The 18,333-nt window shown below is 64.1% G+C and carries 15 protein-coding genes and 5 tRNA genes; 2 read left to right on the forward strand and 18 right to left on the reverse strand.

The window, feature by feature from the left end:
- Positions 1–124: 124 nt before the first annotated feature.
- The 12 genes from rpoB to ALVIN_RS11865 form a co-directional block, all read right to left on the reverse strand.
- On the reverse strand, positions 125–4,306 hold the full coding sequence (gene rpoB, locus ALVIN_RS11810) for a DNA-directed RNA polymerase subunit beta (RefSeq protein WP_012971558.1): 4,182 nt from the start codon (positions 4,304–4,306) through the stop codon (positions 125–127).
- A 207-nt stretch (positions 4,307–4,513) separates the two neighbouring features.
- The gene (gene rplL / locus ALVIN_RS11815) at positions 4,514–4,894 is read right to left on the reverse strand and encodes a 50S ribosomal protein L7/L12 (RefSeq protein WP_012971559.1); all 381 of its coding nucleotides are present in this window, start codon (positions 4,892–4,894) and stop codon (positions 4,514–4,516) included.
- Positions 4,895–4,949: 55 nt separating this feature from the next.
- Positions 4,950–5,477 carry a 50S ribosomal protein L10 gene (gene rplJ, locus ALVIN_RS11820; protein WP_012971560.1) on the reverse strand — a complete coding sequence of 176 codons (528 nt, stop codon included), beginning with the start codon at positions 5,475–5,477 and terminating at the stop codon, positions 4,950–4,952.
- A 276-nt stretch (positions 5,478–5,753) separates the two neighbouring features.
- Positions 5,754–6,449: a 50S ribosomal protein L1 gene (gene rplA / locus ALVIN_RS11825; RefSeq protein ID WP_012971561.1), complete on the reverse strand. Its 696-nt coding sequence runs from the start codon at positions 6,447–6,449 to the stop codon at positions 5,754–5,756.
- 1 nt (position 6,450) lies between these two features.
- Complete coding sequence (gene rplK, locus ALVIN_RS11830; RefSeq protein WP_012971562.1) at positions 6,451–6,885, reverse strand: 50S ribosomal protein L11; 435 nt, start codon at positions 6,883–6,885, stop codon at positions 6,451–6,453.
- Between the two features lie 141 nt (positions 6,886–7,026).
- Positions 7,027–7,560, reverse strand: a complete 534-nt coding sequence (gene nusG, locus ALVIN_RS11835) for a transcription termination/antitermination protein NusG (protein WP_012971563.1) — start codon at positions 7,558–7,560, stop codon at positions 7,027–7,029.
- Positions 7,561–7,562: 2 nt separating this feature from the next.
- Positions 7,563–7,940 (reverse strand): preprotein translocase subunit SecE, encoded by a 378-nt coding sequence (secE, locus tag ALVIN_RS11840; RefSeq protein ID WP_012971564.1) that lies wholly within the window; start codon positions 7,938–7,940, stop codon positions 7,563–7,565.
- 207 nt (positions 7,941–8,147) lie between these two features.
- A tRNA-Trp gene (locus ALVIN_RS11845) sits at positions 8,148–8,223 on the reverse strand.
- 64 nt (positions 8,224–8,287) lie between these two features.
- Positions 8,288–9,478 (reverse strand): elongation factor Tu, encoded by a 1,191-nt coding sequence (gene tuf, locus ALVIN_RS11850; protein ID WP_012971553.1) that lies wholly within the window; start codon positions 9,476–9,478, stop codon positions 8,288–8,290.
- A gap of 72 nt (positions 9,479–9,550) precedes the next feature.
- A tRNA-Thr gene (locus ALVIN_RS11855) sits at positions 9,551–9,626 on the reverse strand.
- 29 nt (positions 9,627–9,655) lie between these two features.
- A tRNA-Gly gene (locus tag ALVIN_RS11860) sits at positions 9,656–9,729 on the reverse strand.
- Between the two features lie 56 nt (positions 9,730–9,785).
- Positions 9,786–9,870: transfer RNA gene (locus ALVIN_RS11865), tRNA-Tyr, on the reverse strand.
- Positions 9,871–10,089: 219 nt separating this feature from the next.
- Between ALVIN_RS11865 and ALVIN_RS11870 the strand changes: the two genes are divergently transcribed.
- Both ALVIN_RS11870 and ALVIN_RS11875 read left to right on the forward strand, forming a co-directional pair.
- Entirely contained in the window at positions 10,090–11,427 is a 1,338-nt protein-coding gene (locus tag ALVIN_RS11870; RefSeq protein ID WP_012971565.1) for a UDP-glucose dehydrogenase family protein, read from the forward strand.
- Between the two features lie 187 nt (positions 11,428–11,614).
- A complete protein-coding gene (locus ALVIN_RS11875; protein WP_012971566.1) occupies positions 11,615–12,970 on the forward strand; it encodes an OmpP1/FadL family transporter in 1,356 nt (451 codons plus the stop codon).
- 88 nt (positions 12,971–13,058) lie between these two features.
- Here the strand turns inward: ALVIN_RS11875 and pth are convergent, their stop codons facing one another.
- The 6 genes from pth to ALVIN_RS11905 form a co-directional block, all read right to left on the reverse strand.
- The gene (gene pth, locus ALVIN_RS11880) at positions 13,059–13,643 is read right to left on the reverse strand and encodes an aminoacyl-tRNA hydrolase (RefSeq protein WP_012971567.1); all 585 of its coding nucleotides are present in this window, start codon (positions 13,641–13,643) and stop codon (positions 13,059–13,061) included.
- 92 nt (positions 13,644–13,735) lie between these two features.
- Positions 13,736–14,341 (reverse strand): 50S ribosomal protein L25/general stress protein Ctc, encoded by a 606-nt coding sequence (locus tag ALVIN_RS11885; protein ID WP_012971568.1) that lies wholly within the window; start codon positions 14,339–14,341, stop codon positions 13,736–13,738.
- A gap of 112 nt (positions 14,342–14,453) precedes the next feature.
- Positions 14,454–15,407 (reverse strand): ribose-phosphate diphosphokinase, encoded by a 954-nt coding sequence (locus ALVIN_RS11890; protein ID WP_012971569.1) that lies wholly within the window; start codon positions 15,405–15,407, stop codon positions 14,454–14,456.
- A gap of 43 nt (positions 15,408–15,450) precedes the next feature.
- Positions 15,451–15,525, reverse strand: a tRNA-Gln gene (locus tag ALVIN_RS11895).
- Positions 15,526–15,596: 71 nt separating this feature from the next.
- Positions 15,597–16,451: a 4-(cytidine 5'-diphospho)-2-C-methyl-D-erythritol kinase gene (ispE, locus tag ALVIN_RS11900; RefSeq protein WP_012971570.1), complete on the reverse strand. Its 855-nt coding sequence runs from the start codon at positions 16,449–16,451 to the stop codon at positions 15,597–15,599.
- 36 nt (positions 16,452–16,487) lie between these two features.
- Positions 16,488–18,260: a tetratricopeptide repeat protein gene (locus ALVIN_RS11905; RefSeq protein ID WP_012971571.1), complete on the reverse strand. Its 1,773-nt coding sequence runs from the start codon at positions 18,258–18,260 to the stop codon at positions 16,488–16,490.
- Between the last annotated feature and the right edge of the window lie 73 nt (positions 18,261–18,333).

The raw sequence follows: 18,333 nt of genomic DNA on the forward strand, positions 1-18,333 counted from the left end.
ATGGGTAGAGCGGCAGCGACACCCATCGCCACAACGCTTGAGCTTTGAACGGAGACCGGGATGCGGCATCGAAAGAACCGCATCACCGGCGATCGGTGCGGTTCGCTCACCGCACCCTACCCCATCAATCCTGCTGTAGCTCCACGTTGATGGCGAGCGAGCGGATCTCCTTGACCAGCACGTTGAAGGACTCGGGCATGCCGGCCTCCATGCGGTGATCCCCATCCACGATGTTCTTGTACATCTTGGTGCGCCCGTTGACGTCGTCGGACTTGACCGTGAGCATCTCCTGCAGGGTGTAGGCGGCGCCATAGGCTTCCAGCGCCCAGACCTCCATCTCACCAAAGCGCTGACCGCCGAACTGCGCCTTGCCGCCCAGCGGCTGCTGCGTGACCAGGCTGTAGGGACCGGTCGAACGGGCGTGCATCTTGTCGTCGACCAGATGGTTGAGCTTGATCATGTACATGTAGCCCACAGTGACCGGACGCTCGAACTGGTCGCCGGAGCGCCCGTCGAACAGAATGGTCTGACCGCTCGGCACGCCCTGTTCGGTGTTGTCGCGGTCGGCGAGCTTGAGCATCGCCTTGATCTCTTCCTCGGTCGCACCGTCGAAGACCGGCGTGGCCAGCGGCACGCCTCGGGTCAGATTGCGCGCCAGCTCCAGGATCTCGTCGTCGGAGAAGCTCGCCAGATCTTCCTGCTTGCCGCTGGTGTTGTAGACCTGCTCCAGGAAGTCGCGCAGCTCGCCGATCGCCGTCTGGCGTTGCAGCATACGCCCGATCTTCTCGCCCAGACCCTGGGCCGCCCAACCGAGATGGGTCTCCAGCACCTGACCGACGTTCATGCGCGAGGGCACGCCGAGCGGGTTGAGCACGATGTCGACCGGCACGCCGTCGGCCGAGAACGGCATGTCCTCGACCGGCACCACCTTGGAGATGACACCCTTGTTACCGTGACGGCCGGCCATCTTGTCGCCGGGCTGGATGCGGCGCTTCACGGCCACATAGACCTTGACCATCTTGAGCACGCCGGGCGCCAGATCGTCACCGCTGGCGACCTTGCGCTTCTTGACCTCATAGCGCTCGCGGAATTCCTCGCGCTGCTGCTTGACCTGGGCGGCGACGGCTTCGAGCTGGGTGGCGACGTCCTCGTCACGCACGCGGATCTCGAACCAGCCGTCGCGCGAACCCTTGGACTTGAGCGAATCGAGATAGTCCTTGGTGATCTCGGAACCGGGACGGAAGCCGCCCGGACCGCCGTCGGCGACCCGGCCCACCAGGAGCTTCTCGACACGCTGGAAGGTGTCGTTCTCCATGATGCGCTGCTGGTCGGCGAAGTCCTTGCGCACGCGCTCCAGTTCCATCTCCTCGATCTCGATGGCACGCTTGTCCTTGTCCACGCCGTCGCGGGTGAAGACCTGGACGTCGACCACGGTGCCGTTCATGCCGGTGGGCAGACGCAGCGAGGTGTCCTTCACGTCGGAGGCCTTCTCGCCGAAGATGGCGCGCAGCAGCTTCTCTTCCGGGGTCAGCTGGGTCTCGCCCTTGGGCGTGACCTTGCCGACCAGGATGTCGCCGTCACGCACTTCGGCGCCGACATAGACGATGCCCGACTCGTCGAGCTTGGAGAGCGCCGACTCACCCACGTTCGGGATGTCGCCCGTGATCTCCTCCGGCCCGAGCTTGGTGTCGCGCGCCAGACAGGACAGCTCCTCGATATGGATGGTGGTGAAGCGATCCTCCTGCACCACGCGCTCCGAGATCAGGATCGAGTCCTCGAAGTTGTAGCCGTTCCAGGGCATGAAGGCCACGCGCAGGTTCTGACCCAGTGCCAGCTCACCCATGTCGGTCGAGGGACCGTCGGCCAGGACATCGCCGCGCGCGATCGCATCACCCAGCTTGACCAGCGGACGCTGATTGATACAGGTGTTCTGGTTGGAGCGGGTGTACTTGGTCAGGTTGTAGATGTCGACGCCCGGCACGTCCGGGGTCTTGGCCGCCTCGTCGTCGTTGACGCGCACCACGATACGCGCCGCATCGACCGACTCGATGACACCACCGCGCCGCGCGACCACGTACACGCCCGAGTCACGCGCCACCACGCGCTCCATGCCGGTGCCGACCAGCGGCTTTTCGGCGCGCAGCGTGGGCACGGCCTGACGCTGCATGTTCGAACCCATGAGCGCGCGGTTGGCGTCGTCGTGCTCCAGGAACGGGATCAGCGACGCGGCCACCGAGACGATCTGACGCGGCGAGACGTCCATGTACTGGACTTCTTCGGGTGCGCGCATGGCGAACTCGTTGGCATGACGGCAAGAGACCAGCGCATCGGCGAGCCGACCGTCCGCGTCCAGGGTCGCGTTGGCCTGGGCGATGACGAAGTTGCCCTCCTCGATCGCCGACAGATAGTCGATGCGATCGGTGACACGGCCGTCCTCGACCTTGCGATAGGGCGTCTCCAGGAAGCCGTAGGAGTTGGTGCGGGCATAGACCGCCAGCGAGTTGATCAGACCGATGTTCGGACCTTCAGGGGTCTCGATCGGGCAGACGCGGCCATAGTGGGTCGGATGGACGTCGCGCACCTCGAAGCCGGCCCGCTCGCGCGCCAGACCGCCGGGACCGAGCGCCGAGACGCGCCGCTTGTGCGTGACCTCGGACAGCGGGTTGTTCTGGTCCATGAACTGCGAGAGCTGCGAGGAACCGAAGAACTCCTTGATCGCCGCCGACACCGGCTTGGCGTTGATGAGTTCCTGCGGCATCAGCCCCTCGGACTCGGCCAGCGACAGACGCTCCTTGACCGCGCGCTCGACACGCACCAGACCGACGCGGAACTGGTTCTCGGCCATCTCGCCGACGCAGCGGATGCGACGGTTGCCCAGATGGTCGATGTCGTCGACCATACCGCGACCGTTGCGCAGCTCGACCAGTACCTTGAGCGAATCGAGGATGTCGGAGGCACCCTCGCCGTACTGGTCGAAGAGCTTTTTGGAGAAGTCATCCGTGCGACCGGCGAAATAGCGCCCGTCATAGATGACGCCCGGCCCCGTCTCGTCGGCACGACCGAGCCGGCGGTTGAACTTCATGCGACCGACCGCCGAGAGATCGTAGCGATCGGAGGTGAAGAACAGGTTGTGGAACAGATTCTGGGCGGCCTCCTTGGTCGGCGGCTCGCCGGGACGCATCATGCGATAGATCTCGATCTGAGCGTCCAGATCGTTGGTCGTCGGATCGATGCGCAGGGTCTCGGAGATGTAAGGCCCCTGGTCGAGATCGTTGACGAACAGGGTCTCCAGGGTCTCGATGCCCTTGCGGAACAGGGTCTCCAGCAACTCGGGCGTGATCGGATCATTGGCCTCGGCGAAGACCTCGCCGGTGTCGCTGTCGACCTGGGCGTGCGCCAGGATGCGGCCGAGCAGGAAGTCCGCCGGCACTTCCAGACGATCGACGCCGGCCTTCTGGAGTTCGCGGATGTGGCGCGCCGTCACACGCCGGCCGGACTCGACCAGTACCTCGTCGCCGATCTTCACATCGAAGCCGACGGTCTCGCCGCGCAGACGCTCGGGGACCAGATCAAGCGTGACGGTCTGACCCTGGAGGCGGAAGGTGTCGGTCTCGAAGAAACGTCCGAGGATGTCCTCGACGCCATAGCCGAGCGCACGCAGCAGCACCGTGGCCGGCAGCTTGCGCCGACGGTCGATGCGCACGAAGACGTTGTCCTTGGGATCGAACTCGAAGTCGAGCCAGGAGCCGCGATAGGGAATGACGCGCGCCGAGAACAGCAGCTTGCCCGAGGAGTGGGTCTTGCCCTTGTCATGGTCGAAGAAGACACCGGGCGAGCGGTGCAACTGCGAAACGATGACGCGCTCGGTGCCGTTGATGATGAAGGTGCCGGTCTCGGTCATGAGCGGCAGTTCGCCCATGTAGACTTCCTGTTCGCGCACGTCCTTGACGACCTTGGAGCCGGCCGGGGCCTCCTTGTCGTAGATCACCAGCCGCAGCAGCACGCGCAGGGGCGCCGCGAAGGTCGCGCCACGCAGATGACACTCGCGCTCGTCGAACACTGGATCGCCCAGGCGATACTTGACATACTCCAGCACAGCGTTGCCCGAGTAGCTCTCGATGGGGAACACGGACTTGAAGGCCGCATGCAACCCGAGATCCCGGCGGTCCTTGACCGACACATCGGCTTGCAGGAACTCGCGATAGGAGTCGATCTGCGTGGCCAGCAGGAACGGGACGTCCAGGATACTGGGACGCTTGCCGAAGTCTTTGCGGATGCGCTTCTTTTCGGTGAACGAATAGGCCATTATGCCTTCCCTCGAGATGCTTGCGTGGGTCCCTGACGGGGCATGGACACGGATGCGGATGGCTCGAAACTCGAAATCGGAATCAAGACACGCCCGGATTTGGGCGTGCTATCCCACCGGATTCGCCGAATCCAACGGGAAAAGGCCGGCGGCTAATCGCCGCCAGCCTCGCTTACTTGGTCGAACGAATAACGACGCAACGCGCCGTTACTTGATCTCGACCGCGGCGCCAGCCTCTTCGAGTTCCTTCTTCGCGGCTTCGGCCTCGGCCTTGGACACGCCTTCCTTCAGGACGGTCGGAACGCCTTCGACGGCGTCCTTGGCTTCCTTCAGGCCCAAACCGGTGATCGAGCGTACGGCCTTGATGACGCCAACCTTGTTGGCACCGAACGAGGTCAGAACGACGTTGAACTCAGTCTGTTCCTCGACGGCGGCGGCCTCAGCGCCACCAGCGGCCGGACCGGCGGCCACGACAGCGGCGGCGGCAGTCACGCCGAACTTCTCTTCCATCGCGCTGATGAGGTCGACGACCTCGAGCACGGTCATGTTGCCAATCGCTTCGAGAATGTCGTCTTTCGAAACGGCCATGGGTTTCTCCTAGAAAATACGGTTGATCGGGTAGCTGATGGATGGAAGACGCGCCTTAGGCGGCTTCCTTGGCATCGCGAATCGCGGCGACGGTGCGGACGAGCTTGCCCGGCACCTCGTTGAGCGTTGCGGCGAGCTTCTGGACCGGAGCCTTCATGGTCGCCATGAGCAGACTGATCGCCTGATCGTAGGTCGGCATCTTCGCGAGACTGCCGATCTCCGTGGGCGCGAGCAGCTTGCCGCCCAGGGCGATGATCCGCACCTGGAACTTGTCATGCTCCTTGGCGAAGGGCTCCAGAACGCGCGCGACCGAACCCGGATCGTCCTGCGAAAAGGCGAGGATCATCGGGCCGGTGAGCCCATCCCGCATGCAGGCGAAATCCGTGTCTTCCAGCGCGCGCTTGGCCAGGGTATTCTTGACCACGCGCACATAGACCCCGGCCTTGCGTGCTTCCACGCGCAGCTTGGTCAGTTGCTCGACGGTCAAGCCCCGGTACTCGGCTGCGATGGCCGAATAGGCGCTCTTTGCAACTTCCGCGACTTCGGCGACGATTGCTTCTTTTTGCGCAAAATTCAGCGCCACTGTCGTCACCTCTACTGACATTGGAACCCGGTCGAGACCGGGCGGCGAGCGGGCCGTCACGTCCAGTGACGAACCGACTCGCCAGGTTCGTGCGCCGTCATCAGCTAACGATCTGACTCGGGAGCACCGTCTGCGCGGGCGTGGTGGGCATTAAGTCCAGACGCTGCATTCCGTCATAGCGTCTCGGACACCCGCGGTCTTTAACGGTCTCCAGCGATGCCCGAGACCTCAAAGAAAATCCTCCAAGCGTGCCGGCCCGAGAGCCGGCACCCTGGATCAGAAGGTCAGGGCCGAATGGTCGACCGTCAGGCCCGGTCCCATGGTGCTGGAGACCGTGACCTTCTTCATGTAAATACCCTTGGCGGCCGTCGGCTTGGCCTTCATCAGACTGCCGAGCAGCATCTCAAGGTTCTCGCGCAGCTTTTCAGGCTCGAAGTCGACCTTGCCGAGCGGGCAGTGGATGATGCCCGCCTTGTCGGTGCGATAGCGCACCTGACCGGCCTTGGCATTGCGCACGGCCTCGGCCACATCCGGGGACACGGTGCCGACCTTGGGGTTGGGCATCAGACCCCGCGGGCCGAGCACCTTACCGAGCTGACCGACGATACGCATCGCATCCGGAGAGGCGATGACGACGTCATAGTCGAGCTGACCGGCCTTCATCTCCTCGGCCAGATCCTCGAAACCGACCTTGTCGGCCCCGGCTTCACGCGCGGCATCAGCACCGGCGCCCTGGGCGAAGACGGCGACGCGCACGGTCTTGCCGATGCCGTGCGGCAGCACGGTCGAGCCGCGAACGACCTGATCCGACTTACGCGGATCGACGCCCAGATTCACCGACACATCGACGCTTTCGGCGAACTTGACCTGGGAGAGTTCCTTGAGCAGCGAGAAAGCCTCGTCAGCCGCATAGAGCTTGCCGGCCTCGACACGCTCACGGATTGCACGCACACGCTTGCTGAGACGCGCCATATCAGTTCACCCCCTCGACGTTCAGACCCATGGAGCGCGCGCTACCGGCGATGGTGCGCACGGCGGCATCCATGTCGGCGGCGGTCAGATCGGGCATCTTGACAGTGGCGATCTGTTCGAGCTGCTCGCGCGTGACGGTGCCGACCTTGTTGGTATTCGGCTTGGCGCTGCCGCTCGTGAGACCAACGGCCTTCTTGAGCAGAATCGAAGCCGGCGGGGTCTTGGTGATGAAGGTGAAGCTGCGGTCCGAATAGACGGTGATGACCACCGGAATCGGCAAGCCCTGCTCCAGTTCCTGCGTGCGCGCATTGAACGCCTTGCAGAACTCCATGATGTTGACGCCGTGCTGACCAAGCGCCGGGCCGACCGGCGGACTGGGTGTCGCCACCCCCGCCTTGACCTGAAGCTTGATGTAGGCATTGATCTTCTTTGCCACGATGACTCTCCAATGGGTGCAAGCGCCGGAGGATCGATCCGGCTCCCCGTGTGTGTTGCCCGAAACGGGCGGTCTGGAGACCGAGTCCGGGAGGGCTCGGCCAAGAAATTCAGTTCACGCGGATCAGTGGATGGACGCCGTTCAGACCTTCTCGACCTGGGCGAATTCCAGCTCGACTGGCGTCGAGCGACCGAAGATGAGTACCGAGACCTTGACGCGACTCTTGTCGTAGTCGACGTCCTCGACCACGCCGTTGAAGTCGGTGAAGGGGCCGTCGGTGACGCGCACCACCTCGCCCGGCTCGTAGAGCACCTTCGGGCGCGGCTTCTCGCCACCCTCCTGCAAGCGCTGCAGGATGACATCGGCTTGGGAGTCCGGGATAGGCGCCGGACGATCGCCCGTGCCGCCGATGAAGCCCATGACTTTGGGCACGTTCTTGACCAGATGCCAGGTCTCGTCAGTCAACTCCATGTGGACGAGGACATAGCCGGGGAAGAACTTGCGCTCGCTCTTGCGCTGCTGTCCGCCGCGCATCTCGACCACTTCTTCGGTCGGCACCAGGATCTGCCCGAACAGCTCATCGAGCCCGGCACGCTTGACGTGATCTTCCAGCGAACGCTTGACCTGCCCCTCGAAGCCCGAGTAGGCATGAATGACGTACCAACGCTTGGACATGCTCAGCCCCCCTGGCCAGTCAGGAATCGCAGAATCGACATCAACATCATATCGAACAGCCAGAGGACGATGCCGACGAGCAGCACCATGACCACGACGACCAGGGTCGTCTGCAGGGTCTCCTGACGCGAGGGCCAGACGACCTTGCGCACTTCCATGCGCGAATCGGACATGAACTGCCAGAGCGCGCGACCGCGTTCGGTCTGGAAGGCAATGGCCGCCGCGCCGCCGCTGATCACCAGCAGCGCGATCACGCGCAGCAGCGTCGAGACTTCGGAGAAATAATAGAAGGCCAGGATACCGCCGACCAGGAGGAATGCAGCGCCACCCAGCTTGAGAGAATCCAAGCCGGCACCGCGGGTCTCTGCGCGTGAACTCATGAATTCGCCTATTTCCAAACCGCGTCTAGCGCGACAAATTTAGCTTTCTGGCTCGAATACAGCACATCAAAAACCAACGGACTCAGCGGAACGCGGCCTGAAAAATGCCGTCAAAACGCGCCCGACAGGAAGCCTCATTGACTCACGCGAAGCTAGGGGATCTCACCATAAACCGCTCCCAGGAGGGAGCGGTTGCGGTGATTTGAATGGCAGGCCAGGAGGGACTCGAACCCCCAACCTGCGGTTTTGGAGACCGCTGCTCTGCCAATTGAGCTACTGGCCTAAACTCGAAGCGATGTCAGCGGATGCGAAACCTGGGGATGATTTCGCGCCGCCGCGATCGCGGATTACTCGATGATCTTAGCAACAACACCCGCGCCGACGGTGCGACCGCCCTCGCGGACCGCAAAGCGCAGACCTTCTTCCATCGCGATCGGCGCGATCAGCTTGATCGTCATTTTGACGTTGTCGCCCGGCATCACCATCTCGATGCCTTCGGGCAGCTCGCAAGCGCCGGTGACGTCGGTGGTGCGGAAGTAGAACTGCGGACGATAGCCGTTGAAGAAGGGGGTGTGACGACCGCCCTCTTCCTTGCTCAGCACGTACACTTCAGCTTCGAAGTGGGTGTGCGGGGTGATCGAGCCGGGCTTGGCCAGCACCTGACCACGCTCGACGTCTTCACGCTTGGTGCCGCGCAGCAGGGCGCCGATGTTGTCACCGGCCTGACCCTGGTCGAGCAGCTTGCGGAACATTTCGACACCGGTGCAGATGGTCTTGACGGTGTCTTTGATGCCGACGATGGCCACTTCTTCGCCGACCTTGACGATGCCGCGCTCGACACGTCCGGTCACCACGGTGCCGCGTCCGGAGATCGAGAACACGTCTTCGATCGGCATCAGGAAGGCGCCGTCGATGGCCCGCTCCGGCTCGGGAATGTAGCTGTCGAGCGCCTCCATCAGTCGGTCGATCGAGGGACCGCCGATTTCGGAGGTGTCGCCTTCCAGCGCCAGCTTGGCCGAGCCGGTGATGATCGGGGTGTCGTCGCCGGGGAAGTCGTAGCTGGAGAGCAGCTCGCGCACTTCCATCTCGACCAGCTCCAGAAGCTCGGCGTCGTCGACCATGTCGGCCTTGTTCAGGTACACCACGATGTAGGGCACGCCGACCTGACGTGACAGCAGGATGTGCTCACGGGTCTGGGGCATCGGGCCGTCGGCGGCCGAGCACACCAGAATCGCGCCGTCCATCTGCGCCGCGCCGGTGATCATGTTCTTGACATAGTCGGCGTGACCGGGGCAGTCGACATGGGCGTAGTGACGCTTGTCGCTCTCGTACTCCACGTGCGCCGTGGCAATGGTGATGCCGCGCTCGCGCTCTTCCGGGGCGTTGTCGATCTGGTCGTAGGCCCGCGCCTCACCGCCGAACTTCTTGGCCTGATGCGTGGTGATCGCCGCCGTCAGCGTGGTCTTGCCGTGGTCGACGTGGCCAATCGTGCCAACGTTGACGTGAGGCTTGCTACGTTGAAATTTTTCTTTGGACATGAACGGCTCCCCGCATGTGACAAATCGATTGAACGCACCTCACGGCACGCAAGACCTTAAATTCCGAAATTATGGAGCCCATGACCGGAATTGAACCGGTGACCTCACCCTTACCAAGGGTGTGCTCTACCAACTGAGCTACATGGGCAAAAACTCAAACGACCTTCATGCAAGACCTGGAGCGGGTGATGGGAATCGAACCCACACCATCAGCTTGGAAGGCTGAGGTTCTACCATTGAACTACACCCGCGAAAGCGTCGAGCCGCGCCAGACATCCGCGAGAACGTCAATCGCAACGAACATATTTGGTGGAGGGGGGAGGATTCGAACCTCCGAAGGCTGAGCCGTCAGATTTACAGTCTGATCCCTTTGACCGCTCGGGAACCCCTCCAAATGAGCGGCGCATTTTAGGGGTGAACTCAGACCCCGTCAACAGGTATTTTACGTTCGACCGCCAGCGGCCACTCTGCCCAGACTGCGACAGCCTGGCCAACACGCCTGGGCGTCGCCCGATTCGCTGCAATGCGTTCGTCATGCAGCCACATGATCCAAGCTGCTAACATGAACGGCTTCGATCCCAATCCTTGACGATTATCCGAGAATTACAGCGATGGATGTGACGATCTTTGGTACTGGATATGTAGGGCTGGTGACGGGCGTCTGCCTGGCCGAGGTGGGCAACAACGTGCTCTGCATCGACATCGATCCGAACAAGATCGATCTGCTCAACAGCGGCGGCGTGCCGATCTACGAGCCTGGACTCGACGAGATGATCCAGTCCAACCGCGAGGCCGGCCGGCTGCGCTTCTCGACCGACGCCAAGGCCGGCGTCGAGCACGGCTTGTTCCAGTTCATCGCTGTCGGCACCCCGCCCGACGATGACGGCTCGGCCGATCTCCAGTATGTCCTGGCAGTCGCGCGCACCATCGCCGAGCACATGACCGAATACCGTATCCTGGTCGACAAGTCGACCGTGCCCGTAGGTACCGCCGACCGGGTCGCCGATACGGTGCGCGAGGTGCAGGCGAGTCGAGGCCAGACAGTCGAGTTCGATGTCGTCTCCAACCCCGAATTCCTCAAGGAGGGCGCGGCGATCGAGGACTTCATGCGGCCGGACCGCATCATCGTCGGCACCGACAATCCGCGCACCGGCGAACTGCTGCGCGCGCTCTATGCGCCCTTCAACCGCAGTCACGACCGACTGATGCTGATGGACGTGCGCTCAGCCGAGCTGACGAAGTACGCCGCCAACGCTATGCTGGCGACCAAGATCAGCTTCATGAACGAGCTGTCGAACATCGCCGAGGCCGTCGGCGCCGACATCGAGAAGGTGCGCGTCGGCATCGGCTCGGACCCGCGCATCGGCTATCAGTTCATCTATCCGGGCTGCGGCTATGGCGGCTCCTGTTTCCCCAAGGACGTGCGCGCCCTGGAGCGCACCGCGCGCGGGCTGGGCTACGCGGCCGAACTGCTGCAAGCGGTCGAGGCGGTGAATTTCCGCCAGAAAGAGGTGCTTTTCAGCAAGATCCGCGACTATTTCGGCAACGAGCTGGCCGGCAAGACCATCGCCATCTGGGGACTGTCTTTCAAACCCAATACCGACGACATGCGCGAGGCCTCCAGCCGGGTGCTGATGGAGGCGCTATGGGAGGCCGGCGCCCAGGTCCGAGCCTATGATCCGGTGGCCATGGAGGAAACTCGGCGGATCTATGGCGAACGCGCCGACCTGACCCTGGCCGGTGACGCGCTCGCGGCCGTGGATGGTGCCGATGCATTGGCAGTGGTGACCGAGTGGTCGCAATTCCGCAGCCCGAACTTCGAAGCGATCCGCTCCCGATTGCGCACCCCGGTCATCTTCGATGGACGCAACATCCTCGACGGATCGCTCGCCCGCGCCACCGGCCTGACCTACATCTCCATCGGTCGCGCGCCGCTCACGCCCGCCTGAGGCCGGCGCCCCCTCGCGGTTGAGCGACAGCGCGCCCGACCTACCCGCCCCACTCGGACCGGCTCGATTGACATTCGTCAATCGAGCCCTGATCGCGCCATCGGCGCTTGTGATAAATTCACGCCGTCGCGTATCACGACTGAACCGACGACCCGAACGATAATACTCAACCGAGGGGGACATACCCATGCGTTTCCATCGCTCCACATTGACCGCGAGCCTGATCCTGGCCATGACCATGCCGCCCGGCGCTCAGGCCACCAATGGCTACATGTCACACGGCTTCGGCACCAAGAGCAAAGGCATGGCCGGCGCGGGTTCGGCCCTGCCGCAGGATGCCATGATCTCGGCCTCGAACGTGGCCGGCGTCGTATGGCTGAGCGAGCAACGCCTGGACATCGGAGCCTCGCTGTTCTCGCCCCACCGCAACTATACGCAGCACGCCTCAGAGTCCGGCATTCCCGGCAATCCGCCGATTCCGATCGGCAGTGATGCGGATTTCACAGGCACGGTCGACAGCGACAAGGAACTCTTCCTCATCCCGCACTTCGCCTACAGCCGCCCGCTCGACGACGTCAGCGCCATCGGCGTCTCGCTCTACGGCAATGGCGGCATGAACACCACCTACCGCTCCGAAGACACGACCATGCGGCTGGGCACTTACGGCGGCGCCATGGCCCAGCCCTCGGATTCCAACACCGGCGTGGATCTCAGCCAACTGGCGCTGAATCTCAACTATTCGCGCAAATTGACCGATGATTTCTCGGTCGGCGCCGGACTGATCCTGGCCTACCAATCCTTCAAGGCCAAGGGATTGTCGTCGCTCGGCTCCCTCGCCGCCGATGGCAACCCGGACAATCTATCGAGTCGCGGGCGCGAGGGCGTCTTCGGCTGGGGACTGCAAGTCGGTGCGCTGTGGCAGCTCAACGAACGACTCTCGCTCGGCGCCGCTTATCAGACCCAGGTCGACTTCGAGCGCTTCGACAAATACTCAGACCTCTTCGCCGAGGATGGCGATCTGGATGCACCCGCACTCGTCAACATCGGCCTGGCCTTCAAGGCGCGACCCGACCTCACGCTCGCCTTCGACGTTCAGCACATCTGGTATGGCGACGTCGATGCACTCAGCAACGACATGACAAAGAACATCATGCTGTGCATGCAAGGCTATACGGCTCACTGCCTGGGCGGCAGTCAGGGCGTCGGCTTCGGCTGGCGCGACATGACCGTCTACAAGTTTGGCGCACAATGGGCGATGCGCCCGGATCTGACACTGCGCGCCGGTTACAGCTACGGCAAGCAGCCCGTGCCGGCCGACGGCGTGCTCTTCAACGTCATCGCACCGGCCGTCATCGAGCACCACTTCACGCTCGGTCTGACCAAGGAGCTGAGCAAGCGCACCGAACTCAGCTTGGCGGCCATGTACGCCCCCAAGAGTGACCTCGATTGCGGCTGCCTGCTGCCGCTCTCCGGCGGCCCTGAATCCATCAACATCGCCATGGACCAATGGGAGCTGGAGCTGAGCTTCGGGCTACGCTTCTAAACGCGATCCGCCCTGCCATCAGGCTCGCGCGCTCACCGCGCCGAGCCTGATGGCCCAGTCGCTTACGGACGAGTCTTGCCAAACGCGACTAACGCTGGCTATGCAGACGATTCATCGCCAGCTGGAATTGACCCTCGACGAGTTCGGCCAACCGGCGGTCAGCATCGTCGAGCGACTCACGGATACGCGACTCGTCGTCGCGGGAGGGACGGCCCAGGACATAGCCTGTCACCAGGGTGCGATCGCCTGGATGGGCGATACCGATACGCAGACGCCAGAACTCGCGCGAACCCAGCGCCGAAATGCTGTCACGCAGACCATTGTGTCCGGCGTGCCCCCCGCCCTGCTTGATGCGCGCCACGCCGACCGGCAGGTCGAGCTCGTCGTGCGCGATCAGGATACGCTCAGGAGGGATGTCGAAATAGCGGGCCACGGCCACGACCGATTGGCCGCTGCGGTTCATGTAGGTGGAGGGCTTGAGCAGACGGACGTCCTGACCTGCGATCCGGACCCGCGCCAGTTCACCGAGGAATTTCGGCTCGGCGCGAAAGGATTCGCCCTGGGCGCGCGCGATGGCCTCCACCCACCAGAAGCCGACGTTGTGGCGTGTCGCCTCGTACTGGGCGCCTGGGTTGCCCAGCCCCACGATCAGTTGGATACCGGCGTCTGACATCGTCGCTCGCGTCGATCTCGCATATTCGCGCAGACCCCGAACCGAAGCCGGGGGCGGCGCGAATACTCAAACCAAGAGATGAGGCCGCCCGATCAGGCCGCCGTCTCCTCGCCCTCGGCCTCTTCGCCGCCGCGCGCGCTGTGGATCACGACCACCGGCTCGTCCGGGTCCGGTGCGTGCGCCAGGGCCACACCCTCGGGCAGCGCGAGCTCGGACAGATGCACGATCGAGCCGATCTCCATCTCGGCCATGTCGACGCCGATGAACTCAGGCAGATCCTGGGGCAGACAGACGATCTCGACTTCGGTGATGGTGTGCGAAACCACGCCGCCCAGCTTGACGCCCTTGCAGGTGTCTTCGTTCAGGAAGTGCAGCGGCACCACCATCTTGAGCTTTTCGTCCTGCGAGACGCGCATGAAGTCGACGTGCAGGATGAAAGGCTTGGCCGGATGGCGCTGCATGTCCTTGAGCACGACCTTGGTCACGTCATCGCCGACCTTGAGGTCGAGCACGTGCGAATAGAAGGCCTCGTGCTCCAGGTGCTTGAGTAGCTCGTTGTGCGACACCGACACCATCTCGGGATCCTGGTGCGCGCCATAGACGATGGCCGGAACCAGCCCTGTCCGGCGCAGGCGGCGGCTCGCACCCGTCCCAGTGCCGGTACGCGGCTGTGCATTGACTTCGAAACTCACGCTCATTGGTGTTCTCCACTCGATTGGATCGTGATAAACGAACGCGCCGGAATCCCGCGACCAGGATCCCGGCGCTCTTGGAGTGCGAGCCTGGACGGCCCGCGAATGCTGTGACGCCTCAGTCCACGAACAGCGAACTGACCGACTCTTCGTTCGAGATGCGGCGCATGGTCTCGGCCAGCAGCTCGCCGATGCTCAACTGACGGATCTTGCCGCAGGCGCGGGCCTGTTCGGTCAGCGGAATGGTGTTCGTGACCACCAGCTCGTCGAGCACCGAACCCGAGATGTTGTCGACCGCCGGCCCCGAGAGCACCGGATGCGTGCAGTAGGCGACCACCTTGCTCGCGCCGTGCTCCTTGAGCGCCTCGGCGGCGCGACAGAGGGTGCCGGCGGTGTCGACCAGGTCGTCGACCAGCACGCAGGCGCGCCCGTCGACATCGCCGATGATGTTCATCACCTGGGCTTCATTCGCGCGCGGGCGGCGCTTGTCGATGATCGCCAGATCCGCATCGTCGAGCCGCTTGGCCAGCGCGCGCGCGCGCACCACGCCACCGACGTCGGGCGAGACCACCATGAGGTCGTCGTGCTTCTGGCGCCAGATGTCGCCGAGCAGGATGGGCGAGGCATAGACGTTGTCGACCGGGATGTCGAAGAAGCCCTGGATCTGGTCGGCATGCAGATCGACCGTCAGGACGCGATCGGCGCCCGACTTGCTGATCATCTTGGCCACCAGACGCGCGGTGATGGGCACGCGCGCCGAGCGCGGGCGCCGATCCTGGCGCGCATAACCGAAATAGGGCACGACCGCCGTGATGCGCTTGGCCGAAGCCCAGCGCAGGGCGTCGATCATCACCAGCAGCTCCATCAGGTTGTCGTTGGTCGGCGCACAGGTCGGCTGGACCACGAAGACGTCGCGGCCGCGGACGTTCTCCTGGATCTCGGCCATGACCTCGCCGTCACTGAACTGACCGACGACGGCCTTGCCGAGCGGAAGGCTGAGATGAGAGACGATTTCGGCTGACAGCCCCGGGTTGGCGTTCCCGGAGAAGACCATGAGTTGGCTTGCAGGCACGGGTGGATTCCTGTCTGCGCGAAGGCGAGAAAAAACTGGAAAATGGCTGGGGTGCCAGGATTCGAACCTGGGAATGCCGGGATCAAAACCCGGTGCCTTACCGCTTGGCGACACCCCAAATCTGGATAACGGACGTGAACGGCGCGAATGACACCTGAAGCGACTCGCGGACTCGGCGCCTGTCTCGGCTCAGCCTTGATTCAGACGATCGAGCACGGGCGAGCGATTGAGCCCCCGGGCTACGAAGCCCCGCATTCGCGCAGGCGCTCGACTGAGAGCTTTCAGAGCGCACGCTTCGTCGTCGAAGACGGCAAAGACGCAGGCTCCCGTACCTGTCAGTCGACCACCCCCCCAAGCGGAGAGCCAATCGAGCGCCGATTCGACTTCGGGATAGTCGCGCCGGACGACCGGCAGGCAGTCGTTCGTGACATCCCCGCTCAGAAAGTCAGCTAGTGTGATGGGTTGGGAGTCGCGTGTCAATTCCGGATGACAAAAAACATCGCGCGTCGATACCGAACAGGGCGGCGCCAGCACCAGATACCAGGGTTCGGGCAGCTCGACCGGCTCCAGCCGCTCGCCGACGCCTTCACCCCAGGCCGCGCGCCCGCGCACGAAGACGGGCACATCGGCCCCGAGCGGCAGCGCAAGGGCCGACAGCGCCTCTTCGTCGAGTCCCGTACCCCAGAGCCGGTTCAGAGCGACCAGGGTGGTGGCGGCATCCGAACTGCCGCCGCCCAGCCCGCCGCCCATGGGCAGATTTTTCTCGCAGCGGATGTCGACCCCGAGCCGACAGCCGGTGGCGCGCTGGAGCGCGCGTGCCGCCCGCACGGTCAGATCGTCGTCCTCGGCCACGCCCGCGAGCGCATCGAGTCGACGCACGGCGCCGTCCTCGCGCACGTCGAACCATAGCCGGTCGCCGTGCTCGATGAACTGGAAGACGGTCTGGAGCTCGTGATAGCCGTCGGGACGGCGCCCGACGACTCGCAACATCAGGTTGAGCTTGGCCGGCGCTGGCCAGGCCAGCGCGGGATCGCGGTCGGTCATGTCAGTCGTGTCACTCATTCGGGTTCAGTTCAGGATTCAGTCCGAGGCCGCGCCCTGGCCGGCGGACTCGCTTCGGGAGAGCCGATGCCGACCGACAACCTCTTGCAGATAGGCATGATCCGGATGGGTTTCGACAGCCTTGTCCCAGACCGCCCAGGCTTCGGTGCGCCGACCCAGCGCCCAGAGCACCTCGCCCAGATGGGCGGCGATCTCGCCATCCTGAAGCAAATCATTGGCCTGTTGGAGATAGTCCAGCGCCCGCTCCAGATCGCCGAGACGATAATGGACCCAGCCGAGGCTGTCGAGGATCGCCGGCTCCTCGGGCTTGAGCGCATGGGCGCGCTCGATGAATTCGAGCGCTTCGGCGAAACGGTCGGTCTGGTCGGCAAGCGTGTACCCGAGGGCGTTCAGGGCATCGGCATGATCCGGATCGGCCTCGATGATCTGGCGCAGATCGCGCTCGCCGAGTTCGATCTGCCCGTGCTTCATGGCATGCAGGCCGCGCGCATAGAGCAATGTGTCGTCATCCGGAAAGGCCGCAAGCGCCTCGTCATAGACGGCCCGCGCCTCGTCGGGGCGTTCCACCTCGTCGAGGATCTCGGCCTCGACCATGAACAGCGCCAGCGCATTATCCGGCGACTGGTCGCGCATCCGTTGCAGGATCTCGCGCGCCTGGGCCACCTCCCCGCGCTTGGCGCGCAGAAAGGCCAGACGCACCCGCGCATCGTCGGCATTCGCTCCGCTGACCTTGGCATACCAGTCGAGCGCGGTCGCGACGTCCTCGGCACGCTCGGCGGTCTGACCCAGATAGAAGGCGGCCTCGTCCTGGCGCTGCCCGGTCTCGTAGAGTCGCCCGAAGTGCAGCCGGGCGCCGGCCAGATCCTCCAGCTGGAGCGAGAGGATGCCCACGGCGAAGAGGACGTCGGGATCCTTGGGATATTCGCGCAGCATCCGCTCGAAGACTTCGCGCGCGGTCGAGAACTCGCGCTCGTCGACCAGCAACTGGCCATAGAGCATCTTGAGCGCCCGGTCGCCGGGATTGGTTTCGACGAACGACTCCAGCAAGGCGCGCGCCTCGGGACGCTTGTCGTCCGAGAGCAGCAGACGCACCAGGAACAACCGCGGATCACTCCAGTCCGGACGCAACGTCATGGCGCGCCGCGCCGCGCGCTCGGCGACCTCGGGCTGCGAGAGTCCGGCCGCAAGCATGGCCAGTGCCTGATGGGCGTCCGCGCTCTCGGGGAAGCGCTCGACCAGCGACTCCATCATCGCGAGGCGCTCTTCGGGAGTCGGCAGCCGCGCCAGGATCGCTGCCGCCTTGGCGAAGGCCGTCTCACCGCCCTCCCCCGACAGCTCGACCAGACGCTGGAGATGAATCAGAGCGCCCTCGCGATCCTCGGCCTTGAGCCGCAGGAAGGCCGCGACCTGGTGGGCGTCCGGCGCATTGGGGGCGAGCGTGAGCCACAGCACCATGGCCTCGCCGGCGGCCGCCTCGTCCTCAGCGCTGATGGCCGCGCGCACCGCCAGCTCGGCCAGCTCGGGCGCACGGGTCAGCTCGGCGGCCTTGAGATAATGGGTGAAGGCCAGACGCATGTCGCCCCGGCGTCCCGCAACCTCGGCGACCAGCACATGATAGACCTGATCCGGCGTCAGCCCGGCGATGGGTCTGGGCGCGGTCGGCTTGCTCACGACCGGCGGATTGTCGGCGGCGGGCGCGGGCGTCTCGGTGAGGGCCGGGACGGCGCCCACCTGAAACCACAGGGCCAGACCAAGAACGACTGGAGCGGACGGAAAGCGCTGAGCGGGCATGTTGAAGCGTCCCAAGGATGAAAGCGGGTGTGGAGCGCGAACCCGGCGTCGCGCGGACGTCGAGTATAGCCAA

It is taken from the genome of Allochromatium vinosum DSM 180, assembly GCF_000025485.1.
GTDB classification, from domain to species: Bacteria; Pseudomonadota; Gammaproteobacteria; order Chromatiales; family Chromatiaceae; genus Thermochromatium; species Thermochromatium vinosum.